This window comes from Bradyrhizobium sp. i1.15.2 (genome assembly GCF_040548425.1).
Classification (GTDB): Bacteria; Pseudomonadota; Alphaproteobacteria; order Rhizobiales; family Xanthobacteraceae; genus Bradyrhizobium; species Bradyrhizobium canariense.
Map to the genome: position 1 here is coordinate 427,021 of NZ_JBEPRQ010000001.1, position 16,528 is coordinate 443,548.

18 protein-coding genes and 1 pseudogene are annotated in these 16,528 nt (G+C 65.9%); 11 read left to right on the plus strand and 8 right to left on the minus strand.

Annotation, left to right across the window (positions count from 1 at the left end):
- Window positions 1-410: 410 nt before the first annotated feature.
- From mepA to modC, 6 genes are all read left to right on the plus strand, one after another.
- Complete coding sequence (gene mepA, locus ABIB80_RS02055) at window positions 411-1,355, plus strand: penicillin-insensitive murein endopeptidase (RefSeq protein WP_219679136.1); 945 nt, start codon at window positions 411-413, stop codon at window positions 1,353-1,355.
- 178 nt (window positions 1,356-1,533) lie between these two features.
- Entirely contained in the window at window positions 1,534-1,743 is a 210-nt protein-coding gene (locus ABIB80_RS02060) for a TOBE domain-containing protein (protein ID WP_354126985.1), read from the plus strand.
- Window position 1,744: 1 nt separating this feature from the next.
- Window positions 1,745-2,248 carry a hypothetical protein gene (locus tag ABIB80_RS02065; RefSeq protein ID WP_219679134.1) on the plus strand — a complete coding sequence of 168 codons (504 nt, stop codon included), beginning with the start codon at window positions 1,745-1,747 and terminating at the stop codon, window positions 2,246-2,248.
- A gap of 179 nt (window positions 2,249-2,427) precedes the next feature.
- Window positions 2,428-3,213, plus strand: a complete 786-nt coding sequence (gene modA, locus ABIB80_RS02070; protein ID WP_354126986.1) for a molybdate ABC transporter substrate-binding protein — start codon at window positions 2,428-2,430, stop codon at window positions 3,211-3,213.
- Between the two features lie 12 nt (window positions 3,214-3,225).
- Window positions 3,226-3,921 carry a molybdate ABC transporter permease subunit gene (gene modB / locus ABIB80_RS02075; protein ID WP_354126987.1) on the plus strand — a complete coding sequence of 232 codons (696 nt, stop codon included), beginning with the start codon at window positions 3,226-3,228 and terminating at the stop codon, window positions 3,919-3,921.
- Window positions 3,922-3,923: 2 nt separating this feature from the next.
- Window positions 3,924-4,586, plus strand: a complete 663-nt coding sequence (gene modC / locus ABIB80_RS02080; protein ID WP_219679129.1) for a molybdenum ABC transporter ATP-binding protein — start codon at window positions 3,924-3,926, stop codon at window positions 4,584-4,586.
- 185 nt (window positions 4,587-4,771) lie between these two features.
- Here modC and ABIB80_RS02085 read toward each other — a convergent pair.
- The 3 genes and pseudogenes from ABIB80_RS02085 to ABIB80_RS02095 form a co-directional block, all read right to left on the minus strand.
- Window positions 4,772-4,942, minus strand: a pseudogene (locus ABIB80_RS02085) (GntR family transcriptional regulator); the annotation flags it as partial.
- A gap of 18 nt (window positions 4,943-4,960) precedes the next feature.
- On the minus strand, window positions 4,961-5,221 hold the full coding sequence (locus ABIB80_RS02090; RefSeq protein ID WP_007597783.1) for a PepSY domain-containing protein: 261 nt from the start codon (window positions 5,219-5,221) through the stop codon (window positions 4,961-4,963).
- 335 nt (window positions 5,222-5,556) lie between these two features.
- Entirely contained in the window at window positions 5,557-7,350 is a 1,794-nt protein-coding gene (locus ABIB80_RS02095) for a potassium/proton antiporter (RefSeq protein ID WP_354126988.1), read from the minus strand.
- 211 nt (window positions 7,351-7,561) lie between these two features.
- Here ABIB80_RS02095 and ABIB80_RS02100 point away from each other — a divergent pair, with 211 nt between their 5' ends.
- Together ABIB80_RS02100 and map are read left to right on the plus strand one after the other, a co-directional pair.
- The gene (locus ABIB80_RS02100; protein WP_219679179.1) at window positions 7,562-8,878 is read left to right on the plus strand and encodes a mechanosensitive ion channel family protein; all 1,317 of its coding nucleotides are present in this window, start codon (window positions 7,562-7,564) and stop codon (window positions 8,876-8,878) included.
- Between the two features lie 121 nt (window positions 8,879-8,999).
- Window positions 9,000-9,818 carry a type I methionyl aminopeptidase gene (gene map / locus ABIB80_RS02105; RefSeq protein WP_007597786.1) on the plus strand — a complete coding sequence of 273 codons (819 nt, stop codon included), beginning with the start codon at window positions 9,000-9,002 and terminating at the stop codon, window positions 9,816-9,818.
- A 13-nt stretch (window positions 9,819-9,831) separates the two neighbouring features.
- Here map and ABIB80_RS02110 read toward each other — a convergent pair whose 3' ends face one another.
- A complete protein-coding gene (locus tag ABIB80_RS02110; RefSeq protein WP_354126989.1) occupies window positions 9,832-10,428 on the minus strand; it encodes a bifunctional transcriptional activator/DNA repair enzyme AdaA in 597 nt (198 codons plus the stop codon).
- A gap of 132 nt (window positions 10,429-10,560) precedes the next feature.
- Here ABIB80_RS02110 and ABIB80_RS02115 point away from each other — a divergent pair, with 132 nt between their 5' ends.
- Both ABIB80_RS02115 and radC read left to right on the plus strand, forming a co-directional pair.
- Entirely contained in the window at window positions 10,561-11,502 is a 942-nt protein-coding gene (locus ABIB80_RS02115; RefSeq protein WP_354126990.1) for a DMT family transporter, read from the plus strand.
- A gap of 93 nt (window positions 11,503-11,595) precedes the next feature.
- Window positions 11,596-12,312, plus strand: a complete 717-nt coding sequence (gene radC / locus ABIB80_RS02120; RefSeq protein ID WP_354126991.1) for a RadC family protein — start codon at window positions 11,596-11,598, stop codon at window positions 12,310-12,312.
- On the opposite strand, the gene ABIB80_RS02125 is transcribed toward radC, so the two are convergent.
- Window positions 12,309-12,629, minus strand: a complete 321-nt coding sequence (locus ABIB80_RS02125; protein ID WP_007597793.1) for a YMGG-like glycine zipper-containing protein — start codon at window positions 12,627-12,629, stop codon at window positions 12,309-12,311. The two genes, radC and ABIB80_RS02125, sit on opposite strands and share 4 nt — an antisense overlap.
- Before the next feature lie 162 nt (window positions 12,630-12,791).
- On the minus strand, window positions 12,792-13,166 hold the full coding sequence (locus ABIB80_RS02130; protein ID WP_219679124.1) for a hypothetical protein: 375 nt from the start codon (window positions 13,164-13,166) through the stop codon (window positions 12,792-12,794).
- A gap of 253 nt (window positions 13,167-13,419) precedes the next feature.
- Between ABIB80_RS02130 and ABIB80_RS02135 the strand changes: the two genes are divergently transcribed.
- Window positions 13,420-14,808, plus strand: coding sequence for a peptidoglycan-binding protein (locus tag ABIB80_RS02135; protein ID WP_354126992.1), 1,389 nt, complete (start codon window positions 13,420-13,422; stop codon window positions 14,806-14,808).
- Here ABIB80_RS02135 and ABIB80_RS02140 read toward each other — a convergent pair.
- Both ABIB80_RS02140 and ABIB80_RS02145 read right to left on the minus strand, forming a co-directional pair.
- On the minus strand, window positions 14,805-16,082 hold the full coding sequence (locus ABIB80_RS02140) for an RNA polymerase sigma factor (RefSeq protein ID WP_007597796.1): 1,278 nt from the start codon (window positions 16,080-16,082) through the stop codon (window positions 14,805-14,807). The two genes, ABIB80_RS02135 and ABIB80_RS02140, sit on opposite strands and share 4 nt — an antisense overlap.
- A 31-nt stretch (window positions 16,083-16,113) precedes the next feature.
- Window positions 16,114-16,521, minus strand: coding sequence for a YciI family protein (locus tag ABIB80_RS02145; protein ID WP_354126993.1), 408 nt, complete (start codon window positions 16,519-16,521; stop codon window positions 16,114-16,116).
- Between the last annotated feature and the right edge of the window lie 7 nt (window positions 16,522-16,528).

Sequence of the window (16,528 nt, forward strand, 5' to 3'; positions counted from 1 at the left end):
CGCGCCCAGCCACCGCAACTCTTGGGGCAAGTGTCTGAAAAAAAGGTAATCTTGGGTGGCATGGCGATGGGACGCACGGTCTGGCAGTCTCGAAAAAACAGCCCTCATTGCCCGTTTGCAAGGCGCGGCAGTGGCGATGGGCGCTCCAGGCGCATCGCATTGTCGTCATCGGAGAACGAGATGGCGCAAAATTGCGCGCTGCCTTGAATCATTTCCGCGATCGCGCGCGATTGCATGCAGAAGGGAGTGAGCACGCGTCCCGCGCACGAATTTTGGTCAATGCATGAGAGGGTTATCGCCTCGTTAAGAATCGGCCGTCCGACTCTGCGGAACTGCGACTTTTGAACGAGATTTCATCTGCTGGACTGTTCCTTAACCCTGACGCGGTGTTGGGCTATAAGAATGTCAACATGAGTCCCCGCCGCCTCGCCCCTCTCCTGCTCGTCATGACGCTCCTGGCCGCCGGCGACGCGCTGGCCCAGGACAAGGGCAGCATCAACCCAAAACCGCTGCCGCCGCTCGCTAATCCGAACGATCCGAGTATTGGTGCCAAGGAGCTGTTCGCGCGAAAGCTGCTGCCGTCGAAGGGACCGGCGCACGTCATCGGCTCCTATGTGAAGGGCTGCATCGGCGGCGCCGAGCAGATGCCGCTCAATGGCGACAATTGGCAGGTGATGCGGTTATCGCGCAATCGCAGCTATGGTCACCCCGCGATGATCGCGCTGATCAAGCGGCTTGCGGCGAGGGCGCACAAGGACGCGGGATGGCCGGGCATCCTGGTCGGCGACATCGCCCAGCCGCGCGGCGGGCCGGCGCTGTCCGGCCATGCCAGCCACCAGATCGGCCTCGATGCCGACATCTGGCTGACGCCGATGCCCGACCATCGGCTCTCGCGCGAAGAGCGCGAGGACATGTCGGCGGTGATGATGGTGCGGCCGGACCGGCTCGACATCGATCCGAAGGTGTTCACGCCGGGGCATGTGCTGGTGCTGCGCGACGCGGCGCAGGAGCCGGCGGTGCAGCGCATCTTCGTCAATGCCGCGATCAAGAAGGCGCTGTGCCGCGAGGCCAAGGGCGACCGTTCCTGGCTGTCGAAGATCCGGCCGTGGTGGGGCCACGACTACCACTTCCACATCCGCATGCACTGCCCGGCGGGCGCGAGCGACTGCGAGGGCCAGCCGTCGCAATCCGAGGACGAAGGCTGCAAGCCGTCCGATCTCGCCTACTGGTTCAGCGACGGCGTGCTGCACCCCAAACCCCCGCCGGAGCCACCGAAGCCGAAACCGCCGATGACGCTGGCGCAGATGCCGGCGGCGTGCAAGGCCGTGCTGCACGCGGGCAATGCGAAGCCGTAGCCGGTCAGGCTGTAACAACTTCGTCAGCGGCTAGTCCTCGGATCTCCAAATGCGTTAGAGTGCGGCGCTGCCCTGCCGTAAGCGGGTCGGCCCTGCCGGGATGCAATCCCGCCCTCATCAACCAAATCCCTCCTCACGCGTGCGGCTTCGTCGCGCGCGCCAGCCATTGTGAGAGCCCATGCGCATCAGTGCACGCAACCAGATCAAGGGAACGGTCATCGAAGTCACGAAGGGCGCCACGACGTCCCACGTCCGTGTCGACATCGGCAACGGTACGATCGTGACCTCCTCGATCACCAACGAGGCGGTCGACGACCTCGGCATCAAGGCGAAGGGGCAGGTCACGGTGGTGATCAAGTCCTCCGATGTGATGATCGCGGTGGACTGAGATGCGCATCCCTCTGCTGCTTGGATTGCTGTTGCTCGGTATCGCGCCCACCTTTGCGGCGGAAGAACCCAGCGGCTGCGACAAATTCAAATGGTCGATCGAGCGCGAGCGCGCCGCGCTGACCGCGCCCGACGGTGTCAAGATGGCATCGGGAAGCGAGCAGGCCGCGTTGCCGTCGTCGGCCATCACGCTGGGGCTGGTCGCGTCCGCGGAGGCAAAACTGCCGACGCCTCCGGAGCGCGCGCCAAAGGACGGCACATTTGCCGGCTTCACTGGCATCAAGGCCCCGAAGGCCGGGCTCTACACGGTCAGCCTGTCCTCGGGCGCGTGGGTCGATTTGGTCCAGGACGGGCATGCCCTCAAGCCCGTGGCGTTCAGTGGCGCGACCGATTGCGACGGCATCCGCAAGACCATGAAATACGAGCTGTCGGGCCAGCCCGTCGTGCTCCAGGTCAGCGGCGCGAAAGACAATTCGCTGTCGATCGCCATCCTGCCGGCGCAATGAGCCAAACAGTCGCCTTTGACCTGAGGCCCTGGCCTGCTATCTTCGAGAGTAGCGATATCCCTGCCGGCCGTAAGCCGCCGCCGGGACCCGTGGAACAGCGCTTCCGCTCGTCGCTCAGACCCACCAACGCCGGATCTGCGCGTGCTTCTTGCGCGCGCGATCTCGCACGGAGCGCATCCATGATTCGTATTGCCGGACTCTTCACCGCTTTCGTGATCCTCGCGGGCGCGGGCCTTTCGCCTGCCGCCGCCGAGGACAAGACCATCACCGTGTTCGCGGCAGCCTCGATGAAGAACGCGCTCGACGAGGTCGACGCGGCCTACACCGCGAGGACCGGCGTCAAGTTCAGCGTCAGCTATGCCGCAAGCTCCGTGCTCGCCAGGCAGATCGAGCAGGGCGCGCCGGCCGATGTGTTCGCCTCCGCCGACACCGACTGGATGGACTACGCGATCTCCAAGAAGACCATCAACGAGCCGACCCGGGTCAATCTGCTCGGCAACAGCATCGTGCTGATTGCGCCGAAGGATTCCAGACTCGACAACGTCGCCATCGCGCAGGGCTTCGACCTCGCAAAACTCGCCGGCGATGGCAGGATCGCGACCGGCGACGTCAAGTCGGTGCCGGTCGGGAAATATGCCAAGGCGGCGCTGGAAAAGCTCGGCGCCTGGCAGGCGGCGGAGCCGAAATTCGCCATGGCCGAGAGCGTGCGTGCCGCGCTGACGCTGGTCGCGCGTGGCGAGGCCAATCTCGGCATCGTCTATTCCACCGATGCCAAGGTCGAGCCCGGCGTGAAGATCGTCGGCACCTTCCCGGCGGATTCGCATCCCGCGATCATCTATCCCGTCGCTGCGACCGCGACGGCAAAGGGCGAGACCAGCGACTATCTCGCCTTCCTGCGCTCGACCGCCGCCAAGACCATTCTGGAAAAATACGGTTTCAAGTTCCTGATCAGCCCCTCCACTTAATTTTGCGATTTGATGCTCGACATCTCTCCCGCCGAATGGACGGCGATCCTGCTCTCGCTCAGGGTCGCCGTGATCGCAACGCTGGTGGCAACGCCGTTCGGCATTGCGCTGGCGTGGCTGCTCGCGCGGCGTGAGTTCTGGGGCAAGTCGGTGCTCGATGCGCTGGTGCATCTGCCGCTGGTGCTGCCGCCCGTCGTCACCGGATATCTGCTGCTGCTCACTTTCGGCCGCCGCGGACTCGTCGGCGGCTTCCTGGCGGACCATCTCGGCATCGTCTTCGCCTTCCGCTGGACCGGTGCCGCGTTTGCCTGCGGCCTGATGGCGTTTCCGCTGCTGGTGCGTCCGATGCGATTGTCGATCGAGGCGATCGACCGCCGGCTCGAGCAGGCCGCCGAGACGCTCGGCGCCACTCCTTTCAAAGTGTTCTTCACGGTGACGCTGCCGCTGGCGCTGCCCGGCGTGCTCGCCGGCATGGTGCTTGGCTTTGCCAAAGCGATCGGCGAATTCGGCGCCACCATCACCTTCGTCTCCAACATTCCCGGCGAGACCCAAACGATTTCGTCCGCGATCTATTCGCTGATCCAGACCCCGGACGGCGACGCCGCCGCGGGACGGCTCGTGATCGTCTCGATCGTGCTGGCGCTCGGTGCGCTGATTGCCGCCGAATGGTTCGCCCGCCGCGCCACCGCGCGCCTGCACGGGAATTGACCATGCTGCGTGTCGACATCGAAAAGCAGCTCGGCGAATTCTCGCTGTCCGCCGCCTTCGCGAGCGAGGGCCGCGTCATCGGCCTGTTCGGAGCGTCGGGCGCCGGCAAGACCTCGCTGGTCAACATGATCGCGGGGCTGCTGCGGCCCGACCGCGGCACCATCGTGATCGACGGCGAGACTGTCGACGACAGCGTGGCCGGCATTCATGTCCCGACCTGGCGCCGTCGCATCGGCTATGTGTTTCAGGATGCGCGGCTGTTTCCGCATCTCAACGTCGCGCAAAATCTCGACTATGGCAGGCGGATGAACCGCCTCGCGCCCGATCCGGCGCAGCACAAGCGCGTCATCGAGCTGCTCGACATCGGCGCACTGCAGGGTCGCCGTCCCGGAAAGCTCTCCGGCGGCGAGCGGCAGCGGGTCGCGCTCGGCCGCGCGCTGCTGTCGAGGCCGCGCCTGCTGCTGCTCGACGAACCGCTCGGCGCGCTCGACGAGGGCCGCAAGCTGGAGATCCTGCCCTATCTGGTGCGGCTGCGCGACGAGGCCAACGTCCCCATGGTCTATGTCAGCCACGACGCCGCCGAGCTGCGCCAGCTCGCGACGCAGATCGTGATGCTGAAGCACGGCCGCGTGACGTCGTTCGGCGGGGTGAAGGTGCTGACGTGAGGGGCGGTTGAGCAGGCAACGGATGAGGCAAGCCGCCGGCCCACCCTCCGCCGTCGTCCTGGCGAAAGCCAGGACCCATACCGCGTGATCTATCAGCGGCAGGTGGTGTGCGTACCAGCGAAGAAAACGTAACTGGTGTTCGCAAAACTACTCCCCGGGGTAATGGGTCCTGGCTTTCGCCAGGACGACGTTGGGGCGGGCTCGTAGACCGAGACCATCACCGAGGACCGGCTGAGCAGATCGGCGAGGAAGTGCGACAGCTCCGCATTGCCGAGCGCTTCCACCAGATGAACGTGGAAGGCGCCCGACAGCCGCACCGAGGCGACGCGGTCGCCGCGCGTTGCGGCGGCGCGCTCTGCTACCGGGAACCGCAACTACCAGCCGCGATCGACGTTGCGCACCTCGCCCGTTCGGGCGTCCACGTCGACCTCCATCCAGCGGCCGGCGCGATCACGGCCTTCGATCTGCCATTCATCGCCTAGGAACTCGGTGTGCGAGACGGTCATGACGCCGATATCGGTGGCGACATCGAGCGCGACCTGCATCGAGATCTGATCTCCGGTGTCATAGGCCATCGCGGGCGCGGCCGATCCGATGCCGATCGCAACGATCGCCGGCAAGATGAGCTTTCGCATGGATTACTCCTGTCAGCTGCGTTTACGCCGCTAAGAACGAGCGGCATCGCGGAGCGTTCCGGGAGCGGCGGTCACGAAGACGCGCAAATCTTCGGCGGTTGCGGCGATTTGGTGGCGGTTCCCGCGCTGTCGCCACGGACCCCGCCGTCGTCCTGGCGAAAGGCAGGACCCATTAGCCTAGGGAGAAGCGGGTGGGGCAGATCGTCACCACCAGCCTTCGCGAAACAGCTGGCGGTGGTTATGGGTCCTGGCCCCCGTGCGCAATTGCGCACTAGGCCAGGACGACGAAGAAGCAGACGTGCGCTTCATCAATGACCGCCGACGCGGATGTAGCGTTAAACCCCCGCCACCGAGCTCCACAAATCCGCGAGCTTGCGCCGCAGGACCTGCATGCGCGTCAGCGGGGCGGGGGTTTCCTCATCTTCCGGCAGGCGCAGGCCGACGACGTTGACTCGGCCACCGGAGATCGAGCGCGCCACAAGCACGATCGGATCCAGCACGAGCTCCGCCCCCTCTTTCGGCGCGCGGTCGAGATGGACGTCGAAATAATCAGCGAGCGTGTGCCCGCTCTCGTCCCCGCCGACCTTCACGCCGTAGATCTCCGCGAGCTCGGCGAGCGTGTGCTCGCCGGAGACCATGAAGTCGCCCAGCAGATGCGGGTCCGGCGCCGAGCTCGGCTGCATGTCGACGAAGAAGCGGTCGAGCGATTCGGCCTTTTCCGGGGGCGCCAGCAGATAGATGTAATCGCCGGGCGCGATCGGCTCGGCTTCAATCGGCGTCAAGATGTTCTCGTTGCGGATCACCAGCGTCGGCTTCGACCAGGACGGGATCAGGCCGCGGCGAAAATACAGGCTCTTGGACCGCACCGGATAGCCGACGAGCTGCTGCTCGAGCTGGCCGGGCAGATCCAATTCGACACGGCGCGGGCCACGCTCGGCGCGCGGCAGCGCCACGTGCAGCTTGCGCGCGGCCGGCGCCAGCGTCCAGCCTTGCAGCAGGAGCGAGATGATGACGACGACGAAGGCGACGTCGAAATAGAGATAGGCCTTCGACAGCCCGACCAGCATCGGGATCGAGGCCAGGAAGATCGCGACCGCGCCGCGCAGACCGGTCCAGGCGATGAAGATCTTTTCGCGCCAGTTGAAGCGGAACGGCGCCAGGCACACGAACACCGCGATCGGCCGCGCCACCAGCATCAGGACGAATGCGATCCCGACCGCCGGCAGCACGCTGCCGCCAAGCCGGCTCGGCGAGACCAGCAGGCCGAGCAGCACGAACATCACGATCTGCGCGAGCCAGGTCGCGGCGTCCAGGAAGGCCACCACCGAATTATGCGCACGCGTCGGCCGGTTGCCGATGATAATACCGGCGAGATAGACCGCGAGGAAGCCCGAGGCGTGCATGATCTGCGAGCCGCCGAAGATGACGAGCGCGGCGGTGGTGACAAACGGCGCATGGAGGCCCTGCGGCAGCGCGACCTTGTTGAGCGCGATGACCACCAGACGCCCGCCGATCACCCCGACGACGGCGCCCAGCACGGCCTCCTGGGCGAACTCCATCAGCACATGCACGGCCGTGCCCGTTCCGAGCGAGATGTATTCGACCAGCATCAGGGTCAGGAAGATCGCGAAGGGATCATTGGTGCCGGATTCCACCTCCAGCGTCGCCCCGACGCGCGGGCGCAGGCGCAGGCCCTGGGTATGCACCAGCAGGAACACTGCGGCCGCGTCAGTCGAGGCCACCACCGCGCCGACCAGCAGCGACTCCGTCCAGTTGAGGTCGAGCGCGTATTTAGCGAACGGCGCCGTGATCAGTGCGGTCAGCAGCACGCCGACGGTCGCGAGCACCATGGAAGGCGCGAGCACGGTGCGAATGCTGGCAAATCGGGTCCGCAAGCCACCATCGAACAGGATCAGTGCGAGCGCGACCGAGCCGACCAGATAGGTGGTTCGGACGTCGTCGAACTGCAGCTGTCCGGGACCGGAATCGCCCGCGAGCATGCCGATCGCGAGGAAGACGAGCAGAAGGGGCGCGCCGAAGCGCAGCGCAAGCAGGCTTGACAGGATCCCGGCCAACACCAGGACGGCGCCGAGCAATATGGCGAGGCTGACAGTGTCGAGGGAAGCCATCCACCTTCCGGGTACGAAATCGCTGGAATTGCATCCTTATCGTCGGCGGACTCCCACGCCAACCCATTTTCTCCCGCTCGCGGCAATCTGCCCGCATTTTGCGGCCTTAACGCGCTTTACTTAGCGGTGTATCGGTGGCCCGGCCGGGCCCTTTGTGGGATTCTCCGGCGCGCTCGAATCAATGCCTCCCGCCCGCTCCCCGACGAGACCGATAGACATGGACCTCAAAGACTTCATGGAGTTCGTGCAGACCACCGCGCGCAGCGTCGGGGCCGAAATCTCCTCGCCCTGGTTCTACCTGCAGTTCGGGCTCATTCTGGCCGCGGCCGGCATCGCCTATGCCGCCGAAGCCGCCGTTCGCAGCCGGGTCGACATCACCTCGCTGGCGATGCGCTGGCCGCTGCCGCTCCGGCACTTCGCCCGGGTGATGGTCTCCAGCGCCTCGACGGCGGTGTTCACCCTGCTCGTGATCATCTCGCGCGTGGTCATGTACCACGCCACCTGGCCGAGCCGCTCCTATCTGCTGATGGTCGCCGCCAAGCTCGGCCTGGCCTGGCTCGCGGTCCGGCTGGTGACCTCGGTGCTGCGCAACGCCTTCATCGTCAAGCTGGTGTCGATCACGGCCTGGTTCGTCGCGGCGCTCTCGATCCTCGGCCAGCTCGATGCGACGGTCGACCTGCTCGATTCCTTCGCCATCGTGCTCGGCGGGCTGCGGCTGACACCGCTGCTGGTGATCAAGGCCGGCGCGCTGCTGCTCATCGCGCTCTGGCTCACCAACATCGCCAGCAATTTCGCCGAGAGCCGGATCAACTCGACCACCGATCTGACCCCGTCGGTACAGGTGCTGCTGGTCAAGATCATCCGCATCGGCCTGCTTGCGGTCGCGATCGTGATCGCGCTCGGCACGGTCGGCATCGATCTCTCGGCGCTCGCGGTGTTCTCCGGCGCGGTCGGCGTCGGCATCGGCATCGGCCTGCAGAAGATCGTCGCCAATTTCATCTCGGGGATCATCCTGCTCGCCGACAAATCGGTGAAGCCCGGCGATCTCGTCACCATCGGCGACAACACCGGGCGGATCAGCGCGATGAAGACGCGCTATATTTCCGTCGCCGCCGGCGATGGCCGCGAATTCCTGGTGCCGAACGAGGATCTGGTGACGCAGAAGGTCGTCAACTGGACCTACACCGACAAGAACACGCTGGTGAAGATCGCCTTCGGCACCAATTACGACGCGGACCCACGGCTGGTCTGCAAGCTCGCCGCCGAGACCGCGGCCGCGCATCCGCGCGCGCAGAAGGGCAAGCCGCCGAATTGCATCCTGACCGAGTTCGCCGAAGCCGGGATGAAGTTCTCGCTGACCTTCTGGATCGCCGACCCCGACGGCATGGACAACGTCAAGAGCGACGTGATGCTGGCGCTGTGGGACGCCTTCAAGCGCGAGGGTATCCGGGTTCCCTACCCGGTCCGCGAAATCCGCGTCCGCGGCGGTGCCCTGCCGGTGGAAACCATCATGGAAGTCCCGAATTAGGCCAGCTTAGGGGCGCAAGGCAGGCAGGCCTGACTTGCATGAAGGCGCGCAATCATTAAATTGGGGCGCGAAATCAAGCCTTTCCGCCGATATCGAGCCCACCTCAGAAGATTGCGCCCGCATGAGCTACGTCGAAGCCTCCGATACCTCCCTGCGCAAGACCGGACAGATCAAGCTGCATGGGCCAAGCGCCTTTGCCGGCATGCGCAAGGCGGGCGCGCTGGTGGCGAAGTGCCTCGACGAGCTCACCGACATCGTCGGGCCCGGCGTTCCGACCGAGCGCATCGACCAGTTCGTCCGCGACTTCGCCTTCAGCAACAATGCCTATCCGGCGACGCTGATGTATCGCGGCTACCGCTATTCGACCTGCACCTCGCTCAACCACGTGGTCTGCCACGGCATGCCGGGCGACCGTCCGCTGAAAGAGGGCGACATCGTCAATATCGACGTCACCTTCATCGTCGATGGCTGGTACGGCGATTCCAGCCGGATGTATGCGGTCGGCCCGATCGCGCGCAAGGCCGAGCGGCTGATCGAGGTGACCTATGAGGCGATGATGCGCGGCATCGCGGCGGTGAAGCCCGGCGCCACCACCGGCGACATCGGCCACGCCATCCAGAGTTTCGTCGAGCCGCAGGCCATGAGCGTGGTGCGCGATTTCTGCGGCCATGGCCTCGGGCGCATGTTCCACGACGAGCCGAACATCATCCATATCGGCCGGCCCGGCGAAGGCGTGCAGCTCAAGCCCGGCATGTTCTTCACCATCGAGCCGATGATCAATCTCGGCAAGCCGCATGTGAAGATCCTCTCCGACGGCTGGACTGCCGTGACCCGCGACCGCTCACTGTCGGCGCAGTTCGAGCATTCGGTCGGCGTCACCGCCACCGGCGTCGAGATCTTCACGCTGTCGGAGCGGCACGGCGAGAAGCAGATCGGGTGATCCCACCGCGCGCCTATCGCGGCCGTCGGAACGACGACGGTCGCCGCTTGTAGGTCGCGGCAAAGGCATCGTTGAATCTGCGAACGCTGCCGAAGCCTGCGGCGAAGGCGATCTCCGCCAATGTCATGCTGGTGTGGTCGATCAGGCGCTTGGCTTCCTGCACGCGCCGCGTCGCCGCGATCTCGCTCGGGCTCGCCCCGGCGTGGCGCATGAACAGGCGGAGCAGATGGCGCGGCCCGACGCCAAGGGCTTCTGCAAGCTCCGCCATGGATGCACGATCCAGGAAACCTTCATTGATCAGGCGCATCCCGCGCGCAACGGTGCTCGCCGTTCCCATCCAGGCCGGCGACCCCGGCGCGGTTTCCGGCCGGCAGCGCAGACACGGGCGAAAGCCGGCACGTTCGGCGGCGGCGGCGGTCGGATAGAAGGTGACGTTCTCCGAGCGCGCGGGGCGAACCGGGCAGACCGGCCGGCAGTAGATCCGCGTCGAGCGAACACCCGAAAAGAACAGGCCGTCGAATGCGCGCGCACGCGCGAGGCGCGCGCGATCGCAAGTGTCCCAGTCGAGATGCGGTGGCAGCGTCTGCCGATGTACCGAACCTGTCGCCATTGCGCGACAATAATGCCCGCGCTGCACGCCGAGTAGCCGAAATCGGACTCGGTCGGGCGATGAGGTCCGAATCCAGCCAGCCTGCGCCGCCGCGCCGCATCATGGTCCCGGTCCATCCCGGAGCAGATTCGCATGAGCCCGCAGGCGCAACACACGACAGAACAAACCACTCTCGCGCTCGATATCGGGCTTCTGCTGCTGCTCTCGCTGATCTGGGGCAGCTCGTTCACGCTGATCAAGGTCGCGGTCCCGACGATCCCGCCCTTCACGATGGTCGCCGCGCGTGTGACGATCGCGGCCATTCTCCTGATTGCGGTCGCCTGCGCGCAGGGACACGCCCTTCCCGGTCGAGGATCGGCATGGGCGGCTTTCTTCGTGCAAGGGCTGCTGCAAAGCGCCTTGCCGTTCACCCTGATCAGCTGGGGCGAGATGCATATCGCAAGCGGTCTCGCCGGTGTGCTCAATGCGACCCCGCCGATGTTCGTGCTCGCGATCGCGTTGATGACCGGGCCGGGGCGGCAAGCCATGAGTAGCCGGAAGATCATCGGCATCGCGCTCGGGCTTGCGGGCGTCGCGGTGACCATGGGTGCCGACGCGCTCTCGGGGATCGGCACGACGGCACCGCTGGCGCAGGCGGCCGTGCTGTGCGCGAGCCTCTGCTACGCGCTCGCACCGATATGGGGACAACGCTTCTCGGGCCTGCCCGCAATCGTCACCGCGGCCGGCGCCATGAGTTGCGCCGCAGCGCTGATGCTGCCCGCGGCCACCGCCATCGAACGGCCCTGGACCCTCCCGCCACCGCCCGCGAGCGCGATCGCAGCGGTCATCACGCTCGCGATTGTCTGTACGGCCCTTGCGATGGTGATCTACTTCCGCTTGATCCGCATGCTCGGCCCGCTTGGCACGACCAGTGGGAGCTACCTGCGTGCGGGCTTTGCCGTGGCGCTCGGCACCGTATGGCTCGGCGAGCACTTCACCTGGTCCAGCCTTGCCGGCATGGCGCTCATTCTTGTCGGCGTCGTGGCGATTACGGTGTCCCCGCCGGCGCACAGCGCCAAGAAGCCGATAGGCTGAGCCACCATCTTCTGGGTCAGCTGTCGGGACCAGCGCGCCGCAGGCGCAATTGACGGTTGCAAAAACGATTACCCGCAGCAATGCTGGCGGCCGATGCCCGCCAAGACCGACCATGACAAGAGCAAGCCGGAGCACGCGCCGCCGCACTATCTCGGCCATCGCGAACGGCTGCGCGAGCGCTTCTACAGCGCGGGTGCGGACGCGCTCAGCGACTACGAGCTGCTGGAGATGGCGCTGTTTCCGGCACTGCCGCGGCGTGACACCAAGCCGCTGGCGAAGTCGCTGATCAAGACCTTTGGCTCGTTTGCCGAGGTCGTGCACGCGCCGGTGTCGCGCCTGCGCGAGGTGGACGGCGTCGGCGAATCCGCGATCCACCAGCTCAAGCTGCTCGCGGCGGCGGCGCACCGCGTCGCCAAGGGCGGGGTCAACAGCCGCAACGCGCTGTCGTCCTGGAACGAGGTGATCGACTATTGCCGCACCAGCATGGCGTTTGCCGAGAAGGAGCAGTTTCGCCTGCTGTTCCTCGACAAGCGCAACCAGCTCATCGCCGACGAGGTGCAGCAGACCGGCACCGTCGATCACACCCCGGTCTATCCGCGCGAGGTGATCAAGCGCGCGTTGGAATTATCCGCGACCGCGCTGATCCTGGTGCACAACCACCCCTCAGGCGATCCCTCGCCCTCGCAGGCCGACATCCAGATGACCAAGGCGATCATCGACATCGCCAAGCCGCTCGGCATCGCCGTCCACGACCACATCATCGTGGGCAAGAGCGGGCATGCGAGTTTGCGCGGGATGCGGTTGATCTAGTAACAATATCGCGGATCGACCGGGACATAGGAGCCGTCCCGGCGCTGCATGTAGCAGCCGCGCTGATAGGCGTAATAGCCGGAGCGGCGGCGTTCGCCCTCGGAGGCGATCGCGGCGCCCGTGCCGGCACCGACGACAGCGCCGATGGCGGCTCCGCGGCCTCCGCCGATGGCGCCACCCACGATCGCTCCACCGACGCCGCCGAGGATGGCACCGCCAATTGCGTCCTGCGCCGCCGCCTCATGAGCCGGCATCGCGATTACGACCGCCAGACATGCCGCGATAGCGAAACTTCCAATGCGAAGACCTCGAAGCATGCTCGCCCTCCCCTGTGGTCAGACGAGTCATAGCGCCGCAACCGGATTCGGACCAGAAAAATCACCATGCCGGGACCCGGCACGTCTCGCGATGGCGTCGGAGGCTCGGCTCGAAGGCGGCTCAGGCCATGCCGCGTGCGCCGCGCGGCCGGATGCTTCATCTCATGCATCGACCCAGCGCTGCACGGCCTCGGCGGTGTCGGCCGGCGTGGTGTTGAAGCAGATCGCCGCATCCGGCGCCAGGCGGTGGACGAGGTTGAGCACCTTCTCGAACAGCAGCAGGCGCTCCTTCGGCTCGCGCAGCCCCGCGCCGATCACGATGCAGTCGAAATTCTCCTCGCGCAACGCCGCCGTGACGGCGGCTTCCGCCGCGGCATCGAGATCGATCAGGCAACTCGTGACCTCGTAACCGAGATCGCGCAGGCGCAGCAGCTGCGCATCGATATAGTTGCGCACGAGCTCCGGCGTGAGCTGCGGGAATGCGCTGTAGTCCGCATTGCCGGGTTCGATGCCGATCGCGAGGACGCGCGTGGTCATGCAGGGCTCCTTGGCCGGACTGTCTCGCGTCGCTAACGGGGCAGCGGCCCTGCCGGTTCCCTCGCGGGCGGCCGCCCTGATCCCGGTCCTGCCGCTCATTTTCCCGGCGAGGTTGTAACCCACTTCACACGCGGCGCCGCGGCGGCCTGCCAGACTTGCGGGAGATCACGCTGGCCTCACGCCCTGATCACGGCACCCGGTTCACTTCGTCTGACGCGGAGTTGCGATAGTTCATTCATTGTGGGAGCGGAAAATGATTTCATTCGAGAGTTTGAAAAGCGAATACGAGCGCAATTGGTCCAATCTCGAGATCCGGCCTTCGCGCCTGTCCGACGCGAATGCGGTCGCGCGCAAGGCCATCAACGGCAAGGCGACCTATCAGCAGATCGAACGGTTGACCGGCGTCCCCTGGCATTTCGCTGCCCTCTGCCATTACCGCGAGTCCAATTTCGATTTCGACACCTATCTCGGCAACGGCGAAACGCTTCATCGCGTGACGGCGCTCGTTCCGAAGGGGCGCGGTCCGTTTGCCACGTTCGTGGACGGCGCCGTAGACGCCTTCAGGGTCGAGAATTTCGTCGGCGCTCACGACTGGGGGATCGCGCGGATTCTGTTCCGGCTCGAAGCGTTCAACGGCTTCGGCTATCACGCCAAGGGCTGCAATTCGCCCTATCTCTATGGCGGTTCGACGCTGTATGGCCCGCCCGAGGCAAGGGCCGGCAAATTCGTTCGCGATCACGTGTTCGATTCGAACCACGTCGATTCCCAGCTCGGCACCGCGGTAATCCTGCATGCCATGATGTCGCTGGATTCCTCGATCACCCTCGACGACAGCCCGCAATTCGCGAGCCGCGCGGAGCCGGAAGACGACGCGGCGTCGACGATCGTTCTCATGCAGCAGGCGCTCAACAAGCTCGGCGCCAATCCGCCGCTCGCCGAGGACGGCATCAGCGGACCGAAGACCAGAACCGCGGTCTCGCAATTTCAGCAGCAGAACGGCCTGAGAGATACCGGACTTCTCGACGGCGCCACGGTCGCCGCCCTCACGCGCGCGACGCAGTCGGCCCCCACCGGACCGACCGGCGATGTGTCCCGGATCATGAAGCGGCTCGAGGACCTCGCGCAATTGCTGCGGCCGCCGGTCGGCGGTGTGACGCCGGCAACGACTACATCGGGCAATACACTGCCCGCCACCAATGATCCGATCAGCCTGTTCGAACGGCTCTTCTCCCTCGTCAACAAGACAGCCCCCATGCCAGGCCCCCTCACCCCGACCAGCACCGCTCCCGTCGACCAGTTGAAGCAGGTCGTCGACCTGCTCGGCACCTTGCTCAACCGGGACGGCAAGCCTGTCCTCGGCCAGGTCAATGGCGCGCTCGGCGATACCATCGGCAAGATGCTCGACGGCAAGAAGACTGCGCTCGGCATCGGCGGCTCGCTGATCACGGCGCTGCTCTCGTCGGTGACGGCGAGCCCCAACGCGGAAGGCATTGCCGGGTTGCTCGGGACGCTCGTGTCGGCGGTGCCGGGCCTCGGCCAGTTCGCGATGCCGATCTCGCTGGCGCTCACGGCCTGGGGCATACTCGGCAAGATGGAGAAGTGGGCCCAAGGCACCGCGCCGCCGCCCAGGCCGACGACCTAGAGACACTGGTCGCGCAGCGCCGCGGCGCGACGCTGCATCAGCGAGCGCTCACGCCCATTGGTCGCAAGATTCGCGGCAGCCTCGAACGCCAGCAGCGCCTCTGCGAGATGCCCGAGCTTTTGCAGGAAGTCGCCGCGAACCGCCGGCAGATGATGATAGGCCGTCAGCGCCGGCTCGACGGCGATTGCGTCCAGCACGTCGAGCCCGGCTTGCGGTCCCTCCGCCATGCCGACCGCGACCGCGCGATTGAGCTCGATGACCGGCGAGCGCACCAGAAGCGCCAACGCGGCATAGAGCTGCGCGATGCGCCGCCAGTCCGTGCCTGCAGCAGAATCCGCCGCCGTGGCATGACACGCCGCGATTGCGGCCTGAAGCGCGTAAAATCCTCCGGCGCCGCCGAGCTCGCAGGCACGTTCGAGCGACCGCAGGCCGTGACGAATCTGCAATTGATCCCAGAGCGTGCGATCCTGGTCCATCAGCAGAATGGGATCACCATTCGCATCGGTGCGCGCACGCGCACGCGAAGCATTCAGGTCCATCAGGGCGATGAGGCCGTGAACTTCCGGCTCGTCCGGCGCCAGACCGACGAGCACCCGGCCCATGCGCAACGCCTCGTCACAGAGCTGCGGCCGCAACCATTCCTCTCCCCGCGCCGCGAGATAGCCCTCGTTGAAGATCAGATAGACAACCTCCAGCACCGAGGCGAGACGCTCCGACAGAGCTTCGCCGCTCGGGGTTTCGTAGGCGAGGCCGGATTCCGACAGCGTTCGCTTGGCGCGGACGATGCGCTGCGAGATCGTTGCTTCCGGCACGAGGTAGGCGCGCGCAATCTCCGATGTGGTCAAGCCGCAGATCATGCGTAGCGCCAGCGCCGCGCGGGCTTCGCGCGACAGGATCGGATGACAGGCCGTGAAGATCAGCCGCAACAATTCGTCGCCGATGTCGTCGTCGAGCGCGGCATCGAAATCCGGCACGGTCGCCTGCTCCTGCAACATGTCCCGCGCCAGCATGTCGTGCTTCTCCGCGAGCATCTTGCCGCGGCGCAAATGATCAAGCGCGCGGCGCCTGGCAGCGGTCATGAGCCAGGCGCCGGGATTTTCGGGCACGCCGACGATGGGCCAGGATTCCAGAGCCGCAACCAGCGCGTCCTGGGTCAGCTCTTCCGCCAGCGGCACGTCGCGCAGCATCCGCGACAGCGTGGCTATCAGCCGCGGCTGCACGACGCGCCAAGTGGCGCGGATGACACGATCGATGTCGGTGTCGGCGGCCGTCATCGCCGCCGAAGGAGACGAGCGGAGTTGTCCATCAGGCGTTGGCGGCGACCCCTGCACGCGCGTTGACCTCACAGGCCACGTCCACGCCCGGCGTCGCGAATGCCCGCAATTCGCAGGTGCCTTCCCAGCCCGGCATGTGGTCGAGGTGCAACTGCATGAATTCCTTGGCCATCGCCAGGGCCTCGTCCTTGTCGCGCAATTCGAAAATGGCATAGCCGCCGATCACCTCCTTGGCCTCCACGAACGGGCCGTCGATGACGCTGAGCTCGCCGTCAGCGACATACACCCGCGCGCCGGTCGCAAGCGGCATCAGGCCGCCATTATCGAGCATCCGGCCGGCCTTGATCTCCCGTTCGGAAATCCTTTGCATCGCCTCCGCCAGCGCCGGGGACGGCCCTGCCAGGGGCTTCGGGGAAGTAACGATGTACATGAAGCGCATGCAAAAC

Coding starts and splice junctions, on each gene's coding strand:
- mepA (WP_219679136.1), top strand. CDS start 411: ATGAGTCCCCGCCGCCTCGCCCCTCTCCTGCTCGTCATGACGCTCCTG.
- ABIB80_RS02060 (WP_354126985.1), top strand. CDS start 1,534: ATGCGCATCAGTGCACGCAACCAGATCAAGGGAACGGTCATCGAAGTC.
- ABIB80_RS02065 (WP_219679134.1), top strand. CDS start 1,745: ATGCGCATCCCTCTGCTGCTTGGATTGCTGTTGCTCGGTATCGCGCCC.
- modA (WP_354126986.1), top strand. CDS start 2,428: ATGATTCGTATTGCCGGACTCTTCACCGCTTTCGTGATCCTCGCGGGC.
- modB (WP_354126987.1), top strand. CDS start 3,226: ATGCTCGACATCTCTCCCGCCGAATGGACGGCGATCCTGCTCTCGCTC.
- modC (WP_219679129.1), top strand. CDS start 3,924: ATGCTGCGTGTCGACATCGAAAAGCAGCTCGGCGAATTCTCGCTGTCC.
- ABIB80_RS02090 (WP_007597783.1), bottom strand. CDS start 5,221: ATGCGAAAGCTCATCTTGCCGGCGATCGTTGCGATCGGCATCGGATCG.
- ABIB80_RS02095 (WP_354126988.1), bottom strand. CDS start 7,350: ATGGCTTCCCTCGACACTGTCAGCCTCGCCATATTGCTCGGCGCCGTC.
- map (WP_007597786.1), top strand. CDS start 9,000: ATGAGCTACGTCGAAGCCTCCGATACCTCCCTGCGCAAGACCGGACAG.
- ABIB80_RS02110 (WP_354126989.1), bottom strand. CDS start 10,428: ATGGCGACAGGTTCGGTACATCGGCAGACGCTGCCACCGCATCTCGAC.
- ABIB80_RS02115 (WP_354126990.1), top strand. CDS start 10,561: ATGAGCCCGCAGGCGCAACACACGACAGAACAAACCACTCTCGCGCTC.
- radC (WP_354126991.1), top strand. CDS start 11,596: ATGCCCGCCAAGACCGACCATGACAAGAGCAAGCCGGAGCACGCGCCG.
- ABIB80_RS02125 (WP_007597793.1), bottom strand. CDS start 12,629: ATGCTTCGAGGTCTTCGCATTGGAAGTTTCGCTATCGCGGCATGTCTG.
- ABIB80_RS02130 (WP_219679124.1), bottom strand. CDS start 13,166: ATGACCACGCGCGTCCTCGCGATCGGCATCGAACCCGGCAATGCGGAC.
- ABIB80_RS02135 (WP_354126992.1), top strand. CDS start 13,420: ATGATTTCATTCGAGAGTTTGAAAAGCGAATACGAGCGCAATTGGTCC.
- ABIB80_RS02140 (WP_007597796.1), bottom strand. CDS start 16,082: ATGACGGCCGCCGACACCGACATCGATCGTGTCATCCGCGCCACTTGG.
- ABIB80_RS02145 (WP_354126993.1), bottom strand. CDS start 16,521: ATGCGCTTCATGTACATCGTTACTTCCCCGAAGCCCCTGGCAGGGCCG.